The sequence below is a fragment of the Luteimonas mephitis DSM 12574 genome (assembly GCF_000422305.1).
Taxonomy (GTDB): domain Bacteria; phylum Pseudomonadota; class Gammaproteobacteria; order Xanthomonadales; family Xanthomonadaceae; genus Luteimonas; species Luteimonas mephitis.
In genome coordinates, this window is record NZ_KE383817.1 from 1 (window position 1) to 22071 (window position 22071).

The 22071-nt window shown below is 67.3% G+C and carries 18 protein-coding genes; 9 read left to right on the forward strand and 9 right to left on the reverse strand.

The window, feature by feature from the left end:
- The coding region (locus H570_RS19170; RefSeq protein WP_036136424.1) for a hypothetical protein at positions 1-1314 on the forward strand (1314 nt) is incomplete at its 5' end.
- A gap of 58 nt (positions 1315-1372) precedes the next feature.
- On the opposite strand, the gene H570_RS0113720 is transcribed toward H570_RS19170, so the two are convergent.
- The 8 genes from H570_RS0113720 to H570_RS17665 form a co-directional block, all read right to left on the reverse strand.
- Positions 1373-2152, reverse strand: coding sequence for a glycosyltransferase family 2 protein (locus H570_RS0113720; RefSeq protein WP_051176431.1), 780 nt, complete (start codon positions 2150-2152; stop codon positions 1373-1375).
- Between the two features lie 2 nt (positions 2153-2154).
- Complete coding sequence (locus H570_RS0113725; RefSeq protein ID WP_027081242.1) at positions 2155-3321, reverse strand: hypothetical protein; 1167 nt, start codon at positions 3319-3321, stop codon at positions 2155-2157.
- Positions 3322-3500: 179 nt separating this feature from the next.
- Positions 3501-4151, reverse strand: a complete 651-nt coding sequence (locus H570_RS0113730) for a polysaccharide deacetylase family protein (RefSeq protein ID WP_027081243.1) — start codon at positions 4149-4151, stop codon at positions 3501-3503.
- A gap of 67 nt (positions 4152-4218) precedes the next feature.
- Positions 4219-5319, reverse strand: a complete 1101-nt coding sequence (locus tag H570_RS0113735; protein ID WP_027081244.1) for a glycosyltransferase — start codon at positions 5317-5319, stop codon at positions 4219-4221.
- 13 nt (positions 5320-5332) lie between these two features.
- Positions 5333-6676: a phenylacetate--CoA ligase family protein gene (locus tag H570_RS0113740; protein WP_027081245.1), complete on the reverse strand. Its 1344-nt coding sequence runs from the start codon at positions 6674-6676 to the stop codon at positions 5333-5335.
- Entirely contained in the window at positions 6673-8226 is a 1554-nt protein-coding gene (locus H570_RS0113745; protein ID WP_027081246.1) for an oligosaccharide flippase family protein, read from the reverse strand. Before H570_RS0113745 ends, H570_RS0113740 begins: the two co-directional genes overlap by 4 nt.
- Complete coding sequence (locus H570_RS0113750) at positions 8223-9536, reverse strand: O-antigen ligase family protein (protein WP_027081247.1); 1314 nt, start codon at positions 9534-9536, stop codon at positions 8223-8225. Before H570_RS0113750 ends, H570_RS0113745 begins: the two co-directional genes overlap by 4 nt.
- Before the next feature lie 16 nt (positions 9537-9552).
- Entirely contained in the window at positions 9553-10641 is a 1089-nt protein-coding gene (locus H570_RS17665) for a polysaccharide deacetylase family protein (RefSeq protein WP_245559617.1), read from the reverse strand.
- Positions 10642-10768: 127 nt separating this feature from the next.
- Here H570_RS17665 and H570_RS0113760 point away from each other — a divergent pair, with 127 nt between their 5' ends.
- Genes H570_RS0113760 through H570_RS0113785 form a run of 6 tightly spaced genes read left to right on the forward strand, consistent with a single transcriptional unit; the run spans position 10769 to position 17661 of the window.
- Complete coding sequence (locus tag H570_RS0113760) at positions 10769-11482, forward strand: J domain-containing protein (protein WP_027081248.1); 714 nt, start codon at positions 10769-10771, stop codon at positions 11480-11482.
- 19 nt (positions 11483-11501) lie between these two features.
- Positions 11502-12110 carry a class I SAM-dependent methyltransferase gene (locus tag H570_RS18360; RefSeq protein WP_051176432.1) on the forward strand — a complete coding sequence of 203 codons (609 nt, stop codon included), beginning with the start codon at positions 11502-11504 and terminating at the stop codon, positions 12108-12110.
- Positions 12103-13305 carry a glycosyltransferase gene (locus H570_RS0113770; RefSeq protein ID WP_169447786.1) on the forward strand — a complete coding sequence of 401 codons (1203 nt, stop codon included), beginning with the start codon at positions 12103-12105 and terminating at the stop codon, positions 13303-13305. The genes H570_RS18360 and H570_RS0113770 overlap by 8 nt, the downstream gene beginning before the upstream one ends.
- Before the next feature lie 11 nt (positions 13306-13316).
- Positions 13317-15380, forward strand: coding sequence for an NAD-dependent epimerase/dehydratase family protein (locus H570_RS0113775; RefSeq protein ID WP_027081250.1), 2064 nt, complete (start codon positions 13317-13319; stop codon positions 15378-15380).
- 41 nt (positions 15381-15421) lie between these two features.
- Positions 15422-16549: a GNAT family N-acetyltransferase gene (locus tag H570_RS0113780; protein ID WP_084500265.1), complete on the forward strand. Its 1128-nt coding sequence runs from the start codon at positions 15422-15424 to the stop codon at positions 16547-16549.
- 2 nt (positions 16550-16551) lie between these two features.
- Positions 16552-17661: a GNAT family N-acetyltransferase gene (locus H570_RS0113785; protein WP_027081252.1), complete on the forward strand. Its 1110-nt coding sequence runs from the start codon at positions 16552-16554 to the stop codon at positions 17659-17661.
- Between the two features lie 7 nt (positions 17662-17668).
- On the opposite strand, the gene H570_RS0113790 is transcribed toward H570_RS0113785, so the two are convergent.
- Positions 17669-18301: a hypothetical protein gene (locus H570_RS0113790; RefSeq protein ID WP_027081253.1), complete on the reverse strand. Its 633-nt coding sequence runs from the start codon at positions 18299-18301 to the stop codon at positions 17669-17671.
- A 522-nt stretch (positions 18302-18823) separates the two neighbouring features.
- On the opposite strand from H570_RS0113790, the gene H570_RS17675 reads away from it, so the two are divergent.
- Both H570_RS17675 and asnB read left to right on the forward strand, forming a co-directional pair.
- Entirely contained in the window at positions 18824-19978 is a 1155-nt protein-coding gene (locus H570_RS17675; RefSeq protein ID WP_051176433.1) for a glycosyltransferase, read from the forward strand.
- Between the two features lie 44 nt (positions 19979-20022).
- Complete coding sequence (gene asnB, locus H570_RS0113800) at positions 20023-22029, forward strand: asparagine synthase (glutamine-hydrolyzing) (RefSeq protein WP_156899994.1); 2007 nt, start codon at positions 20023-20025, stop codon at positions 22027-22029.
- The last annotated feature ends 42 nt before the right edge of the window (positions 22030-22071 follow it).

Below are 22071 nucleotides of genomic sequence, written 5' to 3' on the forward strand. Positions count from 1 at the left end.
CAGGTCTGCGCCGCGCGCGTGTCATCCGCACAGAAGACCCGCTGGTCGAACTACGCCCAGCAGGCCGTGTGGAACGTCTGGAATCCGAGCGCCGCCACCTGGGGCGGACGCAGTTTCCCTTGGTCGGGCTGGTCCACCAGCAATCCCGGCAACAACTACTACTACAGCTTCATCGAGGCCACGATGTACTGGGCCCTGGCCAGCGGCAACAGCACCTGGATGAACCTGCTGCGCAACGACAAGCTGCCCGCCCTGCAGGCCTACTTCGCCAAACTCCCCGGCGGCGGCAGCCTCGAAGGCACCGGCTACGGCACCTCGCACATGCGCCTGTTCTCGCTGTACCGCACCTGGCACGACGCCACCGGCGTCGACCTGGCCAATACCAATTCCCACGCCACCGACAGCATCTACTACTGGATCCACGCCACCGTCCCCACCCTCGACCGCTTCGCCCCGCTCGGCGACCAGGCGCGCAATTCGATCCCCGAACTCTATGACTACCACCGCCGCCTGGTACTCGAGGCCCGCTACGTCAGCAACGACACCGTCGCCCGCGATCGTGCATCGTGGTGGCTGTCGCACATCTCCGTGGCGCGCATGAGCAACGGCTTCAACCGCCGCTACGACCTGCTCCCGGCCGGTTCCGCCGGCAATCCTCCCACCGAGCTGATCTACCACGCCAAGGGCACCGGCAACCTGTTTGCCCGCACCGACTGGTCCCGGTCCGCCATGTGGGTGGCCTTCAACGCCGGCCCCTACAACGAAAGCCATGCCGCCCAGGACCAGGGCGGCTTCACCCTGTTCGCCAACGACTGGCTGGCCGTGACCGAGAACATCTGGAGCCACAGCGGCATCCAGCAGGGCACCGACACCCACAACGTGGTCCGGTTCGAGAATGGCGGCCGGATCATCAGCCAGTGCGAGCCCAGTACCTCGACCATGGCCGTCACCCCCGGCAACGGTGGTGCTTTCTCGGCCACCGCCAACCTCACCCCTGCCTACTGTGGCAGCACCGCGGTACGCAGCTGGAAACGCAAGCTCGACTTCGGCAACCGCAAGCTCACCGTCAGCGACACCTTCAGCCTCGGCACCGGCACCACCGCCACCTTCCAGCTCAACGTCCCTGTCCAGCCCACCATCAACGGCCGCGAGGCCCGCGCCGGGAATCTCCGCATGCGCGTGTTGCAACCCGCCAATGCCACCCTGAGTGTGCGCAACTGGAACGCGGTGAACTCGGGCGAGTACGGGAAAGGCTGGCGCATCGATGTCAACGGCAGCAGCAGCGGATATGTCGTTGAACTCTACGAGAACTGAAGCCCGACAGGCGTAACGGCGCACGCGCGGCCAATGCCGCGCGGGTTCGGTGGCGTCCTCAGGCAAGCGCCTGCCTGCGTTTCAGCAGCGCGTTGCCGGCGTAATGCAGGAAGTACCACGACGCCCGCACGAGGCCGAGCCCCTCGACGTCGCGATAGATCCGCCATTGCCAGCCTGCGGCGCGCAGCTTGTTCGCCGAGACCGAACCGTCCCGCACTAGGTAGTACGCCAGCGGCTCGTCGTGCTCGACGCACAGTGCGCTGCCCGCCTGGCGAACCCGCTCGAGCCAGAAAACGTAGTCCTCGTGCCCGATCCGCCGGAAACTGCCATCGCCCATCTTCCGGTCATAGACGCCGGTGAGGTTGCCGATGTGGTTGCCTCTCAGCATGTCGGCGTAGCGCACCATGCCGGGAGGCCGCACCACGGACAGCTCGCGCCCATCCTCGGCCACGCGCCGGTACCCTGAATAGGACACCAGCGCGCCCGCCGCGGCCATCTGCCGGATCTGCAGTTCAAGCTTGCGCGGATGCCACCAGTCGTCGCTGTCCAGGAACGCGATATAGGTGCCGCTCGCGTTGCGCACTCCGGCGTTGCGCGCCTCCGCCACGCCCGCATTGCGGGGTTGCGCGATGACCTGCACCCGCGCATCGCCGGCCGCGTACTCCCGGAGGATGCCCAGGGAACCGTCACTGGAGCCATCGTCGACGGCGACCAGCTCCAGCTCGCGAAAGCTCTGGCCGAGCACGGATTCGATCGACCTGCGCATGGTCCGCTCGGCATTGAATACCGGCATGATCACGCTCACCCGCGGCTGCCCCGAGGACGCTTGCAGCGGCATCGTCACGCCCCCGTGCGCAGCCGCCCGCCCGCCCAGGACGACGGCGGCGGCGGCAGCACGAAGTCGCGATAGTCACCGGGATTCCCGCACTTGCCGGCTTCGGCCGCCTTGATGATGTTGTAGACCTCGCGCGAGCTCACGTAATGCAGCACGTAGCGGCTGCCGTCGTTGTAGGCACTCTCGAGGTAGGCATGCATGGCGTCCGAGGCAGGCCCCAGCAGGGTGTCCATGTCCTGCTCCTGGGTGCCGTGGGTATGCACCTTGACGAAAACCCACTCCGGCCGCCCTTCCACGTGGATGCCTGTATCGACCCACGCGTCCACGCGCGCCGGCGTCGGAGGGCAGCCCCGCCTGACGTCGGAGGCTTCGATCCGCGGCACGATGCCCATCCGGCGCTCGCGCCAGTTCAGCCGCAGCGGCCCCTGCACGATCATCAGGTCCCCGCTGGGCTCGCCTCCTGCCCGCACTGCCACGCCCTTGTCATGGGATTTCGGCCGCAACGGGTCGTCGGTGGCGTAGTAAATGGAGTTGATGGTGCTGGTTTGGGTGTCGCTGGGCGCCGACGGCAGGGTGAAATCCGCGTAGCACCCCAGGTCACGCAGCAGGATCAGTTCGTTGTCGATGCCGCACCAGCGGCCGTCCGCGCGCGAGTTGTCCAGGCACCAGTTGCCGTGGATGAAGCCGAACTGGATCTCGCCGGAGACCGGGTCGACCGGAAGCGCTCCGTGGCGCTCGTGCAGCACACGGCAGAAGCGCGTGATCGATTCGCGGAAGTTCGCCTCGGTATCGTTGTCGTGGTGCAGGTGCACCTCGATCTCGCCATAGCCGTCCGCGCACAGCGCGGCGATCTTCTCCAGGTGCTCCGCGGCGTATTCCTCTTCCGGATAGAAGAACGTGTGCTGCGGCGGGCGCCCGTCGGCGTCGCGGTGGCGCGAGGCCAGTGCGCGGTAGTCGCGGCACCAGCGATCCACGCGCGCGCGCTGGGTCGCAAGGTCGGCTCCATGCCACATGGGCTCGAAATGATCGACGAAGCAGAACATCACATGGATCGGGCCCGCCGGTCTCGGCGTGCGCTTGCTGAAGACGTAAGAACCGATCCAGTTCTGCATGTTGCGCGCGCGCAGCAGCAACCAGAACGCCGCCGCTGCAGCTGCCAGAACGATGGCCATGAACCCCGCAACGACAAGAACACTCACACGCGGCTCCATTGGGAACGGGCCATGAAAAGCCCCTTCCCCTTCAACGCAAACCCGCACCGTTCGAGGACAGGCATGCAGCCCGGAACATCGCCCCCTGGAAAGCACGAAGCCACCGCACCCTCACGGGGCTACGATCATTGATGACGACGCTACGGATTTCCTTCGGGGCGAATCGCGCGAAACCGGAAGCCATCACGCTTCCACTGCGGCAGCATCGTGCGCAGGACATCGAGCGAGATATCGCTGTCGTCGTGCATCAGGACGATATCGCCGTTGCGTGGTGGGTGGCGGTCTGCCAGTTCGATCAGTTCCGGCGCGGGCCGGCGACTGTAGTCGAGACTGTCGTAGGACCAGTAGCCAATTCGGCGCCGACGCCACAGGATGTGCAGCAGCATCGCAGGCGACAGCACCCCCCGGGGTGGCCGGAACGGATGGTGCAGCCTGCCGTCGATGGCATGGAGCAAGCGGTCGGTACGCTCGATCTCCTCGACTTGCTGTCGCAAGGACAGGGATTCGAAGGCGGGGTGCGAGTAGGAATGGTTGCCCAGCAAGTGACCCGCCTGCGCGATGCGTTTCGCCAGCTCGGGGTGGCGTTCGACCTGGTTGCCGACGAGGAAGAATGTCGCCTTCGCATCATGCTCGGCCAGCAGTTCCAGCAAGGGCGGGGTGTACTGTGGATGCGGCCCGTCGTCGAAAGTCAGGTACAGCGTCGGCTGCGCCCGGTCACCGGATGTTTCCACCCAGGCGTTGGGAAACAGGCCGAGAAGCAGCAGGCGCCTTGGTCGTGGCGTAATCGTCATGTGCGGCGACCGCGCATGTCTTGCTCGGCCGCACGCGGCCTGCCCTGACGCAACAGGAAAAGCTCGATCATGCTGCGTAGATCCGGGCATAGCGTTCGGCCATCATGCGGAAGGAGCCTTCCTCCAGTACCCATTCGCGCCCGGCCCTGCCGAACTGTGCCGCACGCACCGGGGTTCTCAGCAGGTCGCGGATGGCCGCGGCCATCGCCTCCGGCTCAGCCGGCGGCACCAACAGCCCGTTGACGCCCGCGCGGACGATCTCGGCGTTGCCGCCGACGTCGGTGGCCACGATCGGCAGGCCTGCCGCGCAAGCCTCGAGCAGCGCCATCGAATAGCCTTCGCTCAGCGACGACAGGACGAACAGGTCCAGGGCCTCGAGCAACCTGGCCACGTCACCGCGGGCGCCAAGGAAGAACACCGCATCCGCCAGCCCCTCGCTGGCCGCCAGCGCCTCCAGTTCAGCCCGCAGTTCGCCATCCCCGACGACAAGCAGCGCGCTTTCCGGAATTGACGCCCTGACCATGGAGAAGGCGCGCAGCAGGCTTGTCTGGTTCTTGACCGGACTCAACCTGCCTACGTTCCCCAGCAGCCGGGTCGTGCCTGGCAGCCCCAGCTCGGCGGTCAGCCGCGCGTGCGCATCGGCGTTCGCTGGCGAGAACTCCTGCACGTGGATGCCGTTGGGAATGGAGACGATTCCACGCCGCGGCTCGATCCCCAGGCCCACGAAGAAACCGCGGACGGTTTCGCCGACGGCCACCACCGTGTCGGTGAAGCGCATGGCCTTGCGATAGAGCCACGCGCGGCGACTGGACTTCGCAGTCGCCGGCATGCCGTGCCGGGTATTCACTATCCGGCTGATCCCGAGCCCCCGCGATGCAGCCACCGCGTAGTAGTGCGCGAGGTCGTTGTGGCTGTGCAGCACTTCGCATCTGCTCTTGGCCAGCGCGCGGCGCGCCCTGGCCAGGGCGAGCAAGTCCGGCCCCCGGCGCTTCCTGCAGGCCATCACGGGAATACCGGCGTCGATCAGTTCCTTCGCCAGCGCGCCATGCTCGAACAGGCAGATGACCTGGCATTCGTGGCCCTCCTCCACCTGTGCCTGGACGAGGTTGATTACTACGCGCTCAAGTCCGCCACGCGCCAGGTTCTCGACGAAATGCGTGATCCTCATGAAGAACGGCCTTTCATTGGAGCTCCGAGATGGTCACGCGATGCTTGCCTGTGGGGGTGAGCTTGATTTCGTCGACATAGTGGACGCGAATCGCCGTGGCCTGGCCGAAACGCGACTCCAGCTCCCGCACGACACCTTCCATTTCCGATTCGTCGAACCCCGGCGCGCGCACCACGTTGACGTCGAGCACGCCCAACTCGCGTTGCACGACCTGATAACGATCGACGCCGCTGATCTTGAGGAAGGCGTACACGATGAACTCGCCGGGCAGAAACCTGCCGTCCGGCGTACGCAGGGCGTCCAGCTTGCGGCCATCGATCCTTGACAGCAGGGGCAAGCCACGACCGCAGTCACAGCGTCCCGCACCTTCGGTTGCGAGGTCGCCGTTGGCGTAGCGCAGCAACGGCATGCCAAAGTTGTGCAGGTCGGTCACGATCACGTCGCGCGCGCCGTCCGAGGCTGCACCGGTCAAGCCGGCACCCAGCTCGACCGCCAGGTGATCGGCATTGACGTGCAGGCCGTTGCGGTGCTTGCATTCCGCCGCCACGAGCATGAATTCCCGGCAGCCGTAGGTGTTGTAGGCCGGGCAGCCGAAAGCCCGCTCGATCACCTCCCGCTGCGCCTCGTGCAGGCTTTCCGCTGCGCCCAGCACCAGCGACGGCCGGTGGATCCGGTGGCCGGTCGCCATGACCCATTCGGCGAGCTTCACGATGGGAGCGATATACGACACGATCACTTCCGGCCTGTAGCGATCGATGAACGCGGCATACTCCGGCATTCGCGATTCACTCATCGCGAATGCATTGAGGGTGCGCCGGTGGAAGGCGACCTGGTGCAGTAAATCCTTCATCGACCGGCGCCCTGACGATTGCCCCCACAGGTACAGCGTCCGCTGCCCGAGGCGGGCGCCGGCCCAGCCATAGCCCCGGAACATGACCGCCACCCTGCGTTCGTAACTTTCACGCGTGTAGCCGAAGCGCAACGGCTCTCCGGTGGAGCCGCCCGTGGTCTTGAACAGGATCTTCCTGCGCCAGCCGCGTGCGACCATGCGCTCGAAATTCGCGCGGATATCGGCCTTCTCCAGCACCGGCAGCAAGGCGTAGTCGTCCATCGAGCGGATGTCGCCGGGCTCCACACCCAGCTGCTGCCAACGCTCGCGGTAATAGGGCACGTTCTCCCAGCAGTGGTCGATGAGCACTTTCAGCTTGCTCCACTGCATCGCCCGTATCTGCTCCGGGTCGAGCCACTGGTTGCGCTCGTACTCGTGCAGGTACTGCAGCGTCCGGCGTCGCCGCATCCCCGACTCGTAGACCGGGAACAGCAACCCCCGAAACAGGTTCTCGTAGGCCACGCTCACGTCGGCTCCGGCCTTGCCCTGGCGTGGGCCCATGCCAGAAGCTTCGCGCCCAGACGCGGCCGGCTCCCAGCCAGGCGCTGGTGGATCTGCTGCACGTACCCGATGTCATCGCGGCTCCAGCAGCCGAACAGCACGGTCAGCATGCCGTAGACAAGCGAGACCACCAACGTGCCGGCGATGATCTGTGCGATTGCCGGCATGTGGTCGCGTAGCGGCAAGGCCAACAGCCCCGCCAGCAGTGCTGCCGCCCAGATCCGGAGCAGGCGCCACCAATGCGGTGCCACTCCGCTGGTGCGGATCGCCAGCCACACGACGGCAATCGCACCGATCACCGCGACCAGCGCAAAGGCAACCACCGCACCATCCAGGCCATGGCGCGAGATCAGAACCGCATCGAGAACTACCTTCAGCACGCCACAGACCAGTGAGACCACCAGGATCTGCCCCTGGTGGTCGGCGCTGATCAGCAAGCTCGAAGCGCCCTGGGTGGTGGTCACGAGCGCGGCCATGGCCAGACAGACCGCGAAGACCGGCCCTGCCGCCGCATACGCCGGTCCGTACAGCACGCCGATCACCGAATCGGAAAACACGATCCCGAACGCCACCAGCGGCGCGGCGAGGAACGTCAGGTAAAACGTGGACGCCACGAACCGGCGACCAGCGACCTCATGTCCTCGGCTCAGCGCATTGGCCATCATTGGCAACAGGAGGGCCGCGAATACTCCCGGCACCAGCAGCGCCGCGCCCGTGGCGAGCTGGTAGGCCACCTTGAACTGCCCCGCTGCCGCCGGCTCTGCGTACAGGTTGAGAAACAGCACCTCGACCTCGCTCGCGGCGAAGAAGCCGACCGTCACGATGCAGGCGGTGAACTTCATGTGCCGGTTGACGCGCGCGATCAGGCCGCTGCCCATGGCGGCGCCGGGAACGGTCGCCGGGACCAGGCTCCCGATCTGGCGGCGCGAGGTTTCGTAGAAGACCAGCCCGGACACCACGAAGACGGCAAGCAGCCAGGTGATAGAACCATCCAACCACATCACCGCCAGCACCATCGCCAGGTTCAGCGGCGTGGCGATCATCGCGACGATCGCGGTCGCGCGGAAGTTCTCGAATCCCTTTGCCACGCCGATGTTGAACATGTACGACGCCCGCGTCGCCACTGCGACGACGAGGAACCCGAGCAGCATCCAGTGATTCAGGCCCGGCATCAGCTTGTCGCCGGCGAAGACGAACAGCAGCGCGCCGGCCACCAGCACGATCAGCAGGAACAGTCGCTGCGCATGCCGCAGGTAGCGCAGCAAGCAGGGGATGAGGTCCTCCCGCTCCGCGCCGCGCAGTTCGGCCACGAACTTGATTGCGCCGCCCGCCGTGCCGGAGTTGGTGAATGCCACGCCGACAGCCACCAGCCAGATCGCCAGGCTGTAGACACCGTAGTGATCCGGTCCCAGGTGCCGGGCGATCACGATAGCCGTCAACATTCCCAGCACGTACTCGGTATAGAGTCCCACCGAGGAGAACAGGGTGTTGCGCAGGGTTTTCGAGCGCATGCTCATGAAAGTGCAAACAGGACTTTGACCACGATGATCAGTAGTACAACGCCGATCGCAGCGTAGATCGGCCAGCGAAGGATGTCGTTGCCCAGCTTGAACTCGGGCAGATCCGGATAGCGGGCACGCATCATGGTGTAGTACGCCACCACCAACGCCGCCTGCAGGTAGAGGATCACCACGTAACCGCGGCTCAGGAAGAAGGCGCAGGCGAAGAACCCGCACATCGACAGGAAAAGCGCGAGCGCCAGCTTGCGGTCGAACGTCCATTCGCGCTGCAGCTCGAGCAGATCCGCGTCGCTGGCCTCGTCGGGAACCCAGCCGGTCAGGCCGATGTCGCGGGGCTCGTCGAGGACGGCCAGCAGCATCCGGAAGCCATAGCCGACGAAGGCGATCCAGAGCATGAACCCGATGAAGCCCGTTTCGGTCAGCACCAGCACGAAGGAATTGTGCGCAGTCAGCTGATTGAGGTCGGAGTAACCGCCGGCGCCGATGCCGAACACCGGGTCGGCGAAGAACATCTGCAGGCCCTCGTACCACGCATCCACCCGGCCCATGGCCGAGTCCTCGCTGACCTCCATGTCCTGCAGGCGCGATGGCAGCAGCATCAGGCCCGCCAGTGCCGCCACGCCCAGGACGCCCGCGGGCACCAGCCCGTGCCGCCGCCATGCATACACGCCCAGCATCACCACCAGCGCCAGCAGCGTGCCGCGCGAATCGGTCAGGTAAACGCCGTACACCAGGATCGCGGCCACCACCAGCCAGAACAGCCGCCTGAGGCCGAACAAACCGCCGCGCCCGGCGAGCAGCATGGCCATCGGCAGGCACATGATGAACACCATGCCCAGGTCGTTGGGGTCATTGAAGATGCCCACGTACTGGATCCGGGTTGCCTGCGACAGGCCGATCCCGGTCCAGCCCACGCCAAGCTGGACCTGCTCGATGCCGTGCAGGGACATGATGCCCGCGCACACGGTGAATACCGCCATCATGCCGAGCAATCGTCGGCGGGTGTTGACCGCGTTGGCCATGAGGAAGAAGGCCATGACCACCGGACCGAAGTAGGCCAGGATCATGATCGTGCCGCCCATCCAGCCATTGGCGACCTTGGTCAGCATCGCGAAGACCAGGAACACGGGCATCAGGATGTACTGCGGCGCGTCGAAGGACTTCTGCGGGGACAGCGCCCAGAACAGCGCGGCCATCACCAGGCTGATCGGAAGCAAGGGCACGCCGGCCATCTGGTCCACCCAGACCGGGTAATCCTGCGGCCGCAGCAGCACCAGGGCCAGGTAGATCGCCATGAAAATGAACATGTGCGCCGGGCGTCCGTCAGGCTTTGCGACTGCGGGACGTGTACGAGAAGACCTCCGGCACCGACAGCATCGCCTCGAACCACGCCATGCCCATCTGCCGTTCGACGGGAAGCCTGGCCATGCGGAAATGATGCGCCTGCGCGAGGGTGCTGGTTCCTGCAAGGTAGCTGCAGGCCATCCGGTAGCCCGCGTCGCGCGCCGCCTCGATGACCTCGTCGTTGAACGCGTCGCGACCGCCCACCGGGAACGACAGCACCTGCGCCTGGATGCCGAGCTCACGCGCCAGGGCCTGGCGCGAATCGACAAGCTCCGCCCGCATCTGCGCCCGCGGCAGCTTTGCCAGCATGCGATGGCTGACGCCATGCGAACCCACTTCCATGCCGGATTCCCGCATCTGCCGCAGCTGCTCCCAGGTCATGGGACGGCAGTTGTCGTCTCCCCCCTCGCGCGGCATGGCCAGTTGCTCCTCCAGCCGCGTGATCAATGCCTCCTGCGTGGCCGCGTCCAGCGCCTTGGCCCGGTCGAGCACCGCGGCTACCAGCGCGCGTCGCGACGGACCGGGGCCTGCGAGCTGGGTCTGCAAGCCGATCTCCGGGAGCGACAGCTCGCCGGCAGGCATCGAGCACAGCATGTGGGCCAGCCAGTCGTAGGCATAAGGCAGGCCGGTATCGATATGCCCCGTGGAGACGAAGAACATCGCCGACATGTCGAGATCCCGCAGGATCGGCCATGCAACTCGGTAGTTGTCATCGTAGCCATCATCGAACGTGACCAGCACCGAGCGCGGCGGCACGGCGCGGCCCGCGTCGATGCAATCGAGCAGTTCGCTGAAGCGCAATGGATGGAAGCGGCGCCTGAGCAACGCCATCTGCTGCCGGAACATGTCTGCCGATGCGCTGATCAGTTCGGCATCGAATGCGAATCCTTCCGGCTCGACGCTGTCGAGGACGCGATGATAGGCAAGGATGCGGACATCCTGTTTCAGCACCTGCCGGAGCGCCCGTGCCAGCGGCATCAGGCCAAGACGCTGGCTCAGGCCCGCGACTCGCTCGCGATGGCCTCCGATGGCCTCCTGCCCCTGCTTCGACTCCACCACGCCCGCCATCCTTCCCATCCACTCCTGTCCTGATCGTCCAAGTCATTGCCGGCGCGCGGCCGTGACAGCATCCGCCGCGGGATGCACACTTGCATAGGAACGCAATCAGCGAGTCAAACCGTCCACGGGGAGTGCAATGAAGGACGATATCGATTTCGCCGCACTCTACAACGCCCTGGGCTTGACCGCGGACTGCTCGATCGCAACCCTGAAACAAGCCTACCGGCGACGGGTTCGCGACCTGCATCCGGATCTCCCGGGTGCAACGGGCAGCGTCGAACAGCTGCAGCGCCTCAACCGGCTGTACACCGCCGCGCTGGATTTCGAGCGCCGGCACGGTCGCCTTCCCGGCGCGCCGCGCGCGCCGTCCGTACGGCGAGGGGCTCCACTTGCCGCGGCGATGGCAACACCCGCGGCGACGGTCTCACCGAGCCACCTCGATGCGCCACAGGCCGACCCGGAAATCATGTCCGCTTCGCGCCCCTGGCTGCGTTATGTGCTTGTGCTGGGATTGAGCGGGATCGTGCTGTTCTGGCTAGCACCCCGGCATGAGGCGGAGCCGGTCCTGCACACCGCCGCTTCGATCCAACCAAGCGGAGCCCACGCTGCGGTGGATCCGACATTCGAACTGGGTACCGATCGCACCACGGTGCGGCGATTGCAAGGAGCGCCATTCAATGACGACGATGCACTGTGGAGTTACGGCCCGTCCTGGATCGAATTCCGATGCGGCAAGGTGAGCAACTGGTACAGCTCGCCGCTGCATCCGCTGCGCGCGCGCAAGGCCAGCCCGGATGCCGGCGACGTCGACGCCAGCGCGGCCAGGCAACAGGCACAGCCGCGCTGTTGATCCGGCGCAGGCCGGTCACATGCTGAACAAGGCCGCCGCACTGGTAAAGAAGGTGCCGCGCCGCCTGTGGATGAAATACGCCCTGCGTGGCGCCGGCAACGACAATGCGGCGCGGCTCGACCTCGCGTACCGCATGGAAGACCCGTGGAACATGCAGTCCGAGATGGAACAGGCGCGCTTCCGGGCGACGAACGACATCATCCGGAAGGCCTTCGGGCAGCTCGACTCGGTGCTCGAACTGGGATGCGGCGAAGGCCACCAGACCGAATACCTGGCGCGGGTGTGCAAATGCCAATACGCCATCGACATCAGCCCGCAGGCGATCGAGCGGGCCCGGCAGCGCCTGCCCGGCGTCCAGTTCGCCGTCGCCGACGTGTTTACCCAGCCATGGACCGCCGAAGGCAAGCGCTTCGACCTGGTCACCGCGTGCGAGATGCTCTATTACCTCCGCGACCCGGGAGCGACCATCGAACGCATGCGTGCGCTGGGACGCAACGGGCTGGTCACGTTCTTTGCGCCCGCCTGCGGAAAGCTTGGAGAGCAGCTGGATCGCGTCCCGGGCCTGCACAAGGGCTGGTTCCACCATGGCAAGACGGCCTGGCTGGTGGGTTGGTGGCACGATGCCTGACCCTGCCTTGCCGCATGGCCTCGGCATCGTCTATTTCGGCAACGACTGGCATGCGGAGAATCGCACGAGCAGCCACCACATCGCCGAACGACTTTCGAAGGTGGCGCCGCTGCTGTACGTCGACTCACCCGGGATGCGCGCTCCCAGCGCCTCGGGACGCGACGTCAAGCGCGCTCTGCGCAAACTGGCCGCCACCCTGCGCCCGCCCACGCGGGTCTCGGAAGGCCTCTGGCACTGCACCGTCCCGCAGCTGCCGTTCCGGCGCATCCCCGGCATCGACCTGTGCAACCGCCTGTTCGGCCGCTGGGCGGTGCGCCGGGCGATGCGCCTTGCCGGCATCCGGCGGGCGATCTCGTGGTTTGTCGTGCCCCACCCCGGCTTTCTCGCCCGCGCCCTGGGCGAAGAACTCTGCGTCTACTACTGCATCGACGACTACGCCGCGCATCCGGGCGTGGACGCAGAGCTGATCGAACTGCGCGACCGCGAACTGAGCCGGTGCGCGGATGTCCTGTTCGTCGCCCCGCCGGCACTGCTCGACGCCAAGCGCGCACTCAACGACCGCGTCGTGTTCTCGCCCCACGGCGTGGACGTCGACCTGTTCGCAATGGCCGCCGACCCCGCCACCACCGTGGCCGAAGGCGCGCGCGACTTGCCCTCGCCGGTGGTCGGCTACCACGGCTCGATCCACGAGTGGATCGACGTGCCGCTGCTGCACTGGCTCGCGCAGCAGCGCCCGGGCTGGACCTTCCTGCTGGTAGGCCACGCGGCCACCGACGTGGCGGCGCTGCGTGCGATGCCCAATGTCCGCATGGTCGGCGCGCAGCCCTACCGGAGCCTGCCGCACTGGGCGAAGGCGTTCGACGTGGCGATCATCCCGTACCGCCAGACGCGCCAGGTCGCCAATGCGAATCCGTTGAAGCTTCGCGAATACCTCGCGACCGGCAAGCCGGTCGTCAGCACCCGCAATCCGGAGATCGAGAAGTTCTCGCGCTGGGTCCGGGTGGTGGACGATCGCGAGGCGTTCCTGTCCGCGCTGGACGACGTGCTGGCGGGCGAGCCCGCCGACGCCGCGGCGCAGCGCATGGCCGCCGTGGTTGATCAGTCCTGGGACAGTCGCGTCGATGAAATCCTGCGCGTAGTTTCCGCGGCTTTCACCGCCAGGCGCGACCCACCGCCTCCTCTTTCCCGTACCTGACCAGACTTTCCATGACACCACCGGACTCCAGCAAACTGCGCGTCGCCATCGTTGGCGCGGGCTACGTCGCCGGCCACCACATCGCCGCCCTGAAGCGGCTGAACCATGTCGACATCGTCGGCATCTGCGACCCGAACACGGCCGCCGCTCAGGCGCTGGCCAGCCGCTTCGGGATCGCCCGCATCGCCGCCGGTCTTCCGGAACTGGCAGATGCCGCGCCGGACGCCGCCTACATCCTCACCCCGCCCGCCTCGCACCGCGCCCTGGCCATGCAGGCGCTGGACATGGGCTGCCACGTGCTGGTCGAGAAGCCCATGGCCGATTCGGTCGCCGACTGCGAAGCCATGTTGGCGAAGGCCCGGTCCGCGAAACGGCTGCTGGGCGTCAACCATTCGGACCTGTTCGACCCGGTGTTGATGCGCGCACTGGATGCCGCGCGCAGCGGGCGCATCGGCGAGGTCGTGTCGGTCGACATCATCCGAAATTCCGAGTACCCGCCGTACGCCGGCGGGCCGTTGCCGTCCAGCGTCAGCCAGGGCAGCTACCCGTTCCGCGATCTCGGCGTGCACGGACTGTACACGCTCGAAGCCTTTCTCGGAGCGGTGTCGGAAGTACGCGTCGACTACCAGTCGCGCGGCACCGATCCCAACGTGCATTTCGACGAATGGCAGGCGCACGTCCAGGCCGAGCAAGGCCTGGGCCGGTTGCTGCTGTCATGGAATGCGCGGCCGATGGAGAACCGGCTCTTCGTCCGCGGCACCCGCGGCATCATCGAGGTCGACCGCTTCCTGCAGACCTGCCGGATCCAGCGCGTGCTCCCGGGGCCGAAGTTCATCGGCATCGTGGTCAACGCCGTGACCCGTGCCGCGCGCGATCTTTTCCAGGTGCCGTGGAACGTGCTGCGCTTCGCCACCGGGCAGCTGAAACCCTCGCCCGGGATCCAGCGCGGCGCGATCGAATTCGCGCACGCCGCGCGCGATGGCGCCGCGCCGCCCTTCGACGCGGAAGACGCGTTGCGCATCGCCCGCCTGCTCGATCCGGTCTGCGCCGCGCCGGACCGGCAGCGCCTAGAGATGCTGGAAGCGCGCTACGCCGCGCTGCAGCCCGCAGATGCGCTGGTCACGGGTGCGGCCGGTTTCGTGGGGCGCGCGTTGGTCAAGCGGCTGCGCGCCAGCGGCCAGACCGTGCGCGTGCTGGTCAGGCGGCCGCTGGCCGCCTACCTGGAAGACCCTGGCATCCAGATGGTGATCGGCGACCTGGGCGATCCGCGGATCGTGCGCCACGCCGTCACCGATGCCGGCATCGTCTACCACGTCGGCGCCGCGATGCGCGGCGGCCCGCGCGACTTCGAGGCCGGAACCACCTGGGGCACGCGCAACATCGTCGACGCCTGCCTGGCCTGCGCCACGCCGCGGCTGGTGTACGTGAGCTCGCTCAGCGTGCTTGACCACGCCGGCCGCGACCCGTCCCGCACCGTCAACGAAGCCTCCGCGTTCGAGCCGCACCCGCAGCTGCGCGGCGCTTACACCCAGACCAAGCTGGCAGCCGAGCAGGTCGTCAGTGCCGCGATCCGCGAGCAGGGCTTGCCCGCCGTGATCATCCGGCCGGGACAGATCTTCGGCCCCGGTGCCGAGCACGTCACCCCGAACGGGACGATCGCACTGGCCGGCCGCTGGGTTGCGGTCGGCAGCGGCACGCAGACGCTGCCGCTGGTGTACCTCGACGACCTCATCGACGCCCTGCTCCAGGCAGCCCGGCTGCCCGCCGCGGCGGGGCAGCTGTTCAACGTGGTGGATCCCGACGAGATCGCCCAACAGCGCTACCTGCAGCGCTGCAAGGCGCGGCTCGGCGACGAGCTGCGCATCGTGCGCGTCCCGGTGTGGATGTTCCTCTGCCTCGGGTTCGGTGTGGAGCTGCTGGGCAAGCTGCTGCGGCGCGACGTTCCGCTGACCCGTTACCGGGTGCGATCGCTCCGGCCCCTGGCCAATTTCGACACCAGCGCGGCACGCGATACGCTGGACTGGTCGCCGAAGGTCGGGGTCGAGCGCGGAATGGATCTGACGTTCGGCCAGTAAGCCGGCTGCCCGTACCACTGCCCCGGGGGGAGCAGGACACGATGCACCTTGAAGCAGGCCCGTTGCCGCGCGATTACCAGGTCACGCTTGCGCCATTGCCGGCAAACGATGTCCTGCGCGAGCGGTGGCTGGCGCTGCAGGCACGGGCCGGCGGCAGCGCCTTCGTGTCGTGGCAGTGGATCGGCACGTGGCTGGAGACCATCTGCCCCCGGCGCCTGGCCCGGCTGTTGTCGGTGCACCACGATGGCCGGCTCGTGGCGATGGGCATCATCACGCGGCGCGGCCGCCTGTTCGGACTGGCCCCGGCCAGCCTGCGGCTGCATGAAACAGGCAGCCGCGAACTCGACAGCCTGACCATCGAATACAACGGCCTGCTGTGCGAAACCGGGCATCACGAGCACGCCCTCGTCGCGGTGGTGTCGCACCTGCTCGAACACGAGCGTCACTGGCTGACGATCGCCCTGCCCGGCCTCGACGCCGCCGGCATCCCGATGGCGTCGCTGCGCGCGCTGCCCGTGGAGATACGCCTGCTCTCCCGGCCCACGCATTACGTCGACCTGGCCGCCCTGAGCGCGGCCGGTCAGCAGTACCTGCCCAGCCTCGGCAGCAAGACCCGCGCCTCGGTGCGACGCACCCAACGCAGGTTCGAGCAGAGCCTGGGGCCGGTCACCCTGGAGACGGCCGACTCGCCCGCACAGCGACTGGCATTCTTCCGCGCGCTCGTCGTCCAGCATCGGCGCTACTGGCAACGAAAGAACGGCACCGACGGCGCGTTCGGAAACCCGCGAGTGCTGCGGTTCCACGAGCAACTTCTGCTGCAATCCGACAGCAGCAGCGGGGCGCAGCTGTCCAGGCTCTCGGCGGGCGAAGTTCCGATCGGCTACGCCTACAGCATCGTGTCGAACGGCACCGCGTATTTCTACCAGTCCGGCATCTGCTACGACGCCGCGACATTCCACGACAGCCCCGGCTTGCTGCTGCTCTCGCACCTGATCCAGCAGCAGCTGGACGATGGTATGACCCGGTTCGAGCTGATGGCCGGGGATTCGCCCTACAAGCGCCGCATGGGCGCACAGGCCGGTTCGATGGCCTGGGTGTCGCTGGATCGCATCGGAACGGCTGCACGACTGCGCCGCATCTGGTGGCGACTCAAGGGCAAACGGGCCTAGCCATGCTCGAGTTTCACTGGCGCACTGTCGACGAGGTGGATGACCGCCTGTACCAGGCCTGGACGCAGCTGGGCATGCAGACCGCGCATACCAACCTCTACGCCATGCCGCAGTTCGTGCTCCCCGCATCGCGCCTGCTCGACCCGGGCAACCCCGCGCGGATCGCGGTGATCGAACGCAGGAATGCCGGCGGCAGCGAACTGCTCGGGGTGGGCTGCTTCACCCACCACCGGCCCACGCTGTTCGCGCCGCTCCCCCACCTGCGCTGCTTCCGCACGCGGCACACGTTCCAGGACGGCCTGCTGTGCGCCCCCGGCGCGGCGCAGGAGGTGGCCGACGCCCTGCTCGGGCACCTGGATCGCGGCGTGCGCGGGCCGCAGGCGATCGCATTCCGCAACGTCGCCGATGACGACCCGGTGCTGCAGGCATTGCGCGGACGCGCCGACGCAGCAGGGCAACGCTGGTACCCGCTGCGCGCGCTCCAGCGCCCCGTGCTCCGCTACGATGCGGCGCCCGATGCCCGCTCGCGAATTCCCCGCCGCGTCGCCGGCGACATCGAGCGCAGGCAGCGCCGGCTGGCAGCGTCGGGCAGGCTTTCCTTCCGCTTGCTGCTTGGCGCGGATGTCACCGACGAGGCCATCGCACGCCATCTCGACATCGAGCACATGGGATGGAAGGGCAACTCGCACAGTTCGATGCGCAGTTCCGCCACCGAGACCGCATTCTTCGAAGACATGTGCCGGCGGTTCAGGGCAATCGGCAGCACGGTGTTCTGCGAGACGCTGCTCGACGGGCGCGTGATCGCATCGGCCAGCGGGTTCCGGGTCGCCGCCACCATGAACGCCTTCAAGACCGCGCACGATCCGGAGTTTTCCGGCGCCAGTCCGGGCAAGGCGAACATCCTGTCGCTTCTGGCCGCGATCCCGGCGGCCTTGCCGGAAGTGGCGATGTTCGACAGCAGTTCGCGCGAGGGCTCGTTCATCGGCGCGATGCTGCCCGACAGCAGGACCATGCTGGCCGGCTTCCTGCCACTGACCCGTCTGGCCGCCCGGGCGTTAAAGGCCGCACGCCTGCTGCGCCCGCTGGCCTATCGCATCGATGACGATCCCTGAGCGCGTTTCAGGCGATGTTCGCCCGATGCCAGCCCAGCTCCCGGTCGCTGCGCCAGAGCAGGCGCCTGTGCGGCCGCACCTGTTCGATCCGGGGCAGCGCCGATGACGGCCGCTGCCTGATGACCAGGCGGTCACCGATGGCCAGCGCGCGGATCTTCGCCAGCGGCCGCAGGCCAAGCGCCAGGTGCGCCCGCATCGACGCGGTGTTCGCCGGATCGACGTCCGAGAACAGCTGCAGCGGACGCGCTTCCATCACTGCCGCGGCATCGGCGAGGGCCAGCAGCAGGCGGCTGCCGCGGCGCGACGGGATGACGAACGCATCCCGCCCCCAGGCCTGGTCCTCCTCCAGCTCGAACAGCCAGCCGAACTCGTCGAGGTAACGCGGCACGCCCACCAGCACCCAGGTCCACGCGACCAAGCCGCCATCGTCACCCTCGATCGCGAAAAAACGGGCGCCCAGCTCGAATCTGCGCGCGATGCGTGCAACGTCCCCTCGCATCCCCTGCTGCCGGTAGTTGCGCGAAATGCGTTCGATGGCGTCGTGCCGAAGTTCGACGAGCCTCTCCCCGTCCGCAAGCGCGGTCGCGTCCAGCGACTTCGGGGGGCGCCAGAACACGACGCGGGTATGCAGTTCGATCATGGGTCGCCCTTCCGGTCACGGGGTTCACGGGTGTTACCAATGTCACGAATGTCGCAGGCAACGTAGTACATGGCGCTCCGGCCCGGCGCGTGTGACCGGCACCGAGGCAGGAGGCAACGACACCGGCGACATCGTTGCGTCCAAGACCCGACAGTGTGCCGAAGTTGTCGACCATGAAGCACGAATCCACGCCAAGAGTGCCCTTCCGGAAGCTGAGCGCCAAGCGGGCATGGTGGCCGATATTGCCTCCGTACTGCGTGCTGTAGTGATAGAGCACGACTGCCGGCGCAGCCAACCCACGCAATGTATCCAGTCCCGGAAAACGCAGCATCGGCGACCGTTCGCCTTCCAGCCAGTCCGTCGCGACGGGAGGCTCCCGGAGATTCCGCCATCGGGACTGTCCGCAATCCGCGCACCGCGCCGGACACGATCGTTCCCGCGTGCGGCCGCGATGGCAAATTGCGCATCGCGGTCGTCACCTCGCAGTTCCCAATCGCAGGCGAACCCAACCGGGGACGGCCGTTGCTGCAGACGATCAGCGCGCTGTCGAGGCTGGCGACCGTGCGCGTGGTCAGCCCGGTCGCAACCTATCCATCATGGGCCAGGCCGCGCAGCTACCTGTTCAGGCCTCCCGTCGAGAGCCACACGGTCGACAACCTGGATGTGGTGTACGCGCCCTACTCCGCACTGCCGCTGCTGACGCGGCCGTTCAACGGCTGGCTCTGCGCGCGCGCGATCGAACAGGCCATCGCCGGGTTCGATCCGGACGTGGTGCTGTCCTACTGGCTCTACCCGGATGCCTACGGAGCGATGCTTGTTGCCCGCGATGCAGGCATTCCACTGGTCAGTGGCGCACGCGGCTCGGACCTGCGCGTGCGCGACCGGATCAGCCGCCGACTGACTCGCCCGGTGCTCTCCTCTTCGCGCCGCCTGCTGGTGGTCAGCGATGACCTGGGCAGCGTTGCGGTGGACCGCTACGGCATGGATCCGGAACGCATTCGCGTCGTCCAGAACGGCTGCGACGCATCGATCTTCCGCCCCGCGCCGCGGTCGGTGGCGCGCAGCGAGCTCGGACTCGCGGCGGACTCGAAGCTGGTCGCGTACGTCGGGCGACTGGTTCCGGAGAAGGGCATCAGGGAGTTGCTCGACGCCGCTCAGGCGCTTTCCGCCACCTGTCCGCAACTGGAGCTGGCCCTGGTCGGCGAAGGGCCGATGAAGGCGGAGATCGAGGCGCGCATCAAGGCCAGTCCGCAACTGCGCATGCACATGCCGGGCGCACGGCCGCCAGCCGACGTCGCGCGCTGGATGGCCGCGGCGGACCTGGTGACCCTGCCCAGTTATTCCGAAGGCCATCCCAACGTGCTGGTCGAAGCCCTCGCCTGTGGTCGCGCCGTGGTGGCGACCGACGTGGGCGGCATCCCGGAAGTGGTGGACGACGGCTGCGGGCTCCTGGTGCAGCCACGCGACGCCAACGCGCTGAGGCATGCGCTTGCCCAGGCACTGGATCGCGACTGGGAGGAGAAGGCGCTGTCGCGCCGCTTTTCCCGCGACTGGAACGCGGTGGCCAACGATACGCTGCAGGCATGCATGGAGGCGCTCGAGGAATCGCACCCGGCTCCGATCGCTGCCGGCAATCGAGCGGATGCCCGGCGACGGACTGTTTCGCTGCACACCTGAGACGGGCAAGGCTCGCACCCCTCGCAGCGCCAGCGCCGCTGGCCATGCAATCCCGGCGGCGCGCATCCGCGCGGCCCAAGCAGACAAGGATCCGACAGCGCGTGTGTGGAATTGCAGGCTTCACAGGTCCCGACGTCATGCCAGAGCAGGCCATGCCGCTGCTGGATCGAATGATCCGGACGCTCGCGCACCGGGGCCCCGACGGCTTCGGCTTCCATGCCGAGCCCGGCGTCGGGCTGGCGCATGCGCGCCTGTCGATCATCGACCTGTCCACCGGCGCGCAGCCCATCCACAACCCGCGCCGCAACGTGTGGACGGTATTCAACGGCGAGATCTTCAACTACGTTGAACTCAGGGCCGAACTCGAAGCCGCGGGGCACCGCTTCTACACGCAGTCCGACACCGAAGTGATCGTGCACCTGTACGACCGCCACGGCGATCGCTTCGTCGAGTACCTCAATGGCCAGTTCGCCATCGCCCTGTGGGACGGGGAACGCCAGCGCCTCGTCCTGGCACGCGACCGGGCCGGCATCCGGCCGCTGTTCCACGCCCGCGCCCATGGACGCACCTGGTTCGCCTCCGAGCCCAAGGCGCTGCTGTCGGTGCTGCCGCAACTCGGCCAGTTCGACCCGAAGGCGCTGGCGCAAACGTTGACCTACTGGTCGGCTGTCGATCCGGGCACGATCTACGCGGGCATCGAGAGCCTGCCGCCGGGCCATCTGATGGCCATTGAAAGCGACGGCAGCCGCCAGCTCACCTGCTACTGGGACTGGACGTTTCCCGATGCCGCCGACTGCCGCCCCCTGGGCGAGACCCGCAGCGTCGGCCAGGTGGCGGGGGAACTTCGGGAGTTGCTCATCGATGCCATTCGCCTGCAGCTCCGCGCCGACGTTCCGGTCGGCGCGTACCTGAGCGGCGGGCTGGACTCGTCCGGAATCGTTGCGCTGATCCGCGGATTCACCGACACGCCGGTGCGCACGTTCTCGGTCGCCTTCGACGACGGCGAGTTCGACGAGAGCCCGTACCAGCAGGCGATGATCCGCCACCTGGGCACCGACCACACCACCCTGCGCTGCACCCGCCGCGACATCGGCGAGGCCTTCCCGCGCCTGGTCCGGCACGCGGAAACGCCGATCCTGCGCACCGCGCCGGTGCCGATGATGTTGCTGGCCGGCTGCGTGCGCGCGCACGGCTACAAGGTCGTGCTGACCGGTGAAGGCGCCGACGAAGTGTTCGGCGGCTACGACCTGTTCAAGGAAGCCAAGGTGCGCCGCTTCTGGGCCCGGCAGCCGAACTCGACGATGCGCCCGCGCCTGCTGCAGCGCCTGTATGGCTACCTGAAGAACTCGCCGGTGGGCAACCCGGCCTTCGCGCAATCGTTCTTCGGCCAGGGCATGGAGTACATCGACCGCCCGGTGTTCGCGCACTTGCCGCGCTGGACGACCTCGGCGCGCGCGCTTTCGATGCTGTCGCCCGGGATGCGAGACGGTCTCGGCGACTGGGAGCCGTTTTCCGCCTACGAGCGCACGCTGCCGCCCGGCATCATGCGCTGGAGCCCGCTGGCACGCGACCAGTACGTCGAAGCCAAATCGCTGCTCGCCGGCTACCTGCTTTCGTCACAGGGCGACCGCGTGGCCATGGCCAACTCCATAGAGACACGGGTTCCCTTCCTGGACCACCGCGTCATCGAGTTCGCCAACCGGCTGCCGCCCAGCTACAAGATCCGCGGCATGACCGAGAAGCACGTCCTGCGCCTCGCGCTCGACGGCCTGCTGCCCGAGGACATCCGCAACCGCACCAAGCAGCCTTACCGGGCACCGGACAGCCAGAGCTTCTTCTTCGACGGAAAACCACTGGACTACGTGGAAGACCTGCTGTCCGCCGACCGCGTGCGCGCCGCCGGGTACTTCAACCCGCAGTCGGTAAGCCGCCTGTTCGAAAAGTGCCGCGCGAGCCGGGCGATCGGGTTTGCCGACAACCAGGCATTCGTCGGGGTGCTTTCCACGATGCTGCTGCACGACCAGACCAGGTCCTGGGCGCAGGCCGCATAGCCAGGTGACAGGAAGCCTGCGGCACGCGGGGGACAGGCACCC

What these genes read in the sequence shown, in the direction of transcription:
- H570_RS0113775 (WP_027081250.1), top strand. Translation starts at nt 13,317, where the DNA reads ATGACACCACCGGACTCCAGCAAACTGCGCGTCGCCATCGTTGGCGCG.
- H570_RS0113790 (WP_027081253.1), bottom strand. Translation starts at nt 18,301, where the DNA reads ATGATCGAACTGCATACCCGCGTCGTGTTCTGGCGCCCCCCGAAGTCG.
- H570_RS0113735 (WP_027081244.1), bottom strand. Translation starts at nt 5,319, where the DNA reads ATGAGGATCACGCATTTCGTCGAGAACCTGGCGCGTGGCGGACTTGAG.
- H570_RS0113725 (WP_027081242.1), bottom strand. Translation starts at nt 3,321, where the DNA reads ATGGCCATCGTTCTGGCAGCTGCAGCGGCGGCGTTCTGGTTGCTGCTG.
- H570_RS0113730 (WP_027081243.1), bottom strand. Translation starts at nt 4,151, where the DNA reads ATGACGATTACGCCACGACCAAGGCGCCTGCTGCTTCTCGGCCTGTTT.
- H570_RS0113745 (WP_027081246.1), bottom strand. Translation starts at nt 8,226, where the DNA reads ATGAGCATGCGCTCGAAAACCCTGCGCAACACCCTGTTCTCCTCGGTG.
- H570_RS0113785 (WP_027081252.1), top strand. Translation starts at nt 16,552, where the DNA reads ATGCTCGAGTTTCACTGGCGCACTGTCGACGAGGTGGATGACCGCCTG.
- H570_RS0113720 (WP_051176431.1), bottom strand. Translation starts at nt 2,152, where the DNA reads ATGCCGCTGCAAGCGTCCTCGGGGCAGCCGCGGGTGAGCGTGATCATG.
- H570_RS0113770 (WP_169447786.1), top strand. Translation starts at nt 12,103, where the DNA reads ATGCCTGACCCTGCCTTGCCGCATGGCCTCGGCATCGTCTATTTCGGC.
- H570_RS0113760 (WP_027081248.1), top strand. Translation starts at nt 10,769, where the DNA reads ATGAAGGACGATATCGATTTCGCCGCACTCTACAACGCCCTGGGCTTG.
- H570_RS18360 (WP_051176432.1), top strand. Translation starts at nt 11,502, where the DNA reads ATGCTGAACAAGGCCGCCGCACTGGTAAAGAAGGTGCCGCGCCGCCTG.
- H570_RS0113780 (WP_084500265.1), top strand. Translation starts at nt 15,422, where the DNA reads ATGCACCTTGAAGCAGGCCCGTTGCCGCGCGATTACCAGGTCACGCTT.
- asnB (WP_156899994.1), top strand. Translation starts at nt 20,023, where the DNA reads ATGCAATCCCGGCGGCGCGCATCCGCGCGGCCCAAGCAGACAAGGATC.
- H570_RS17665 (WP_245559617.1), bottom strand. Translation starts at nt 10,641, where the DNA reads ATGGCGGGCGTGGTGGAGTCGAAGCAGGGGCAGGAGGCCATCGGAGGC.
- H570_RS0113750 (WP_027081247.1), bottom strand. Translation starts at nt 9,536, where the DNA reads ATGTTCATTTTCATGGCGATCTACCTGGCCCTGGTGCTGCTGCGGCCG.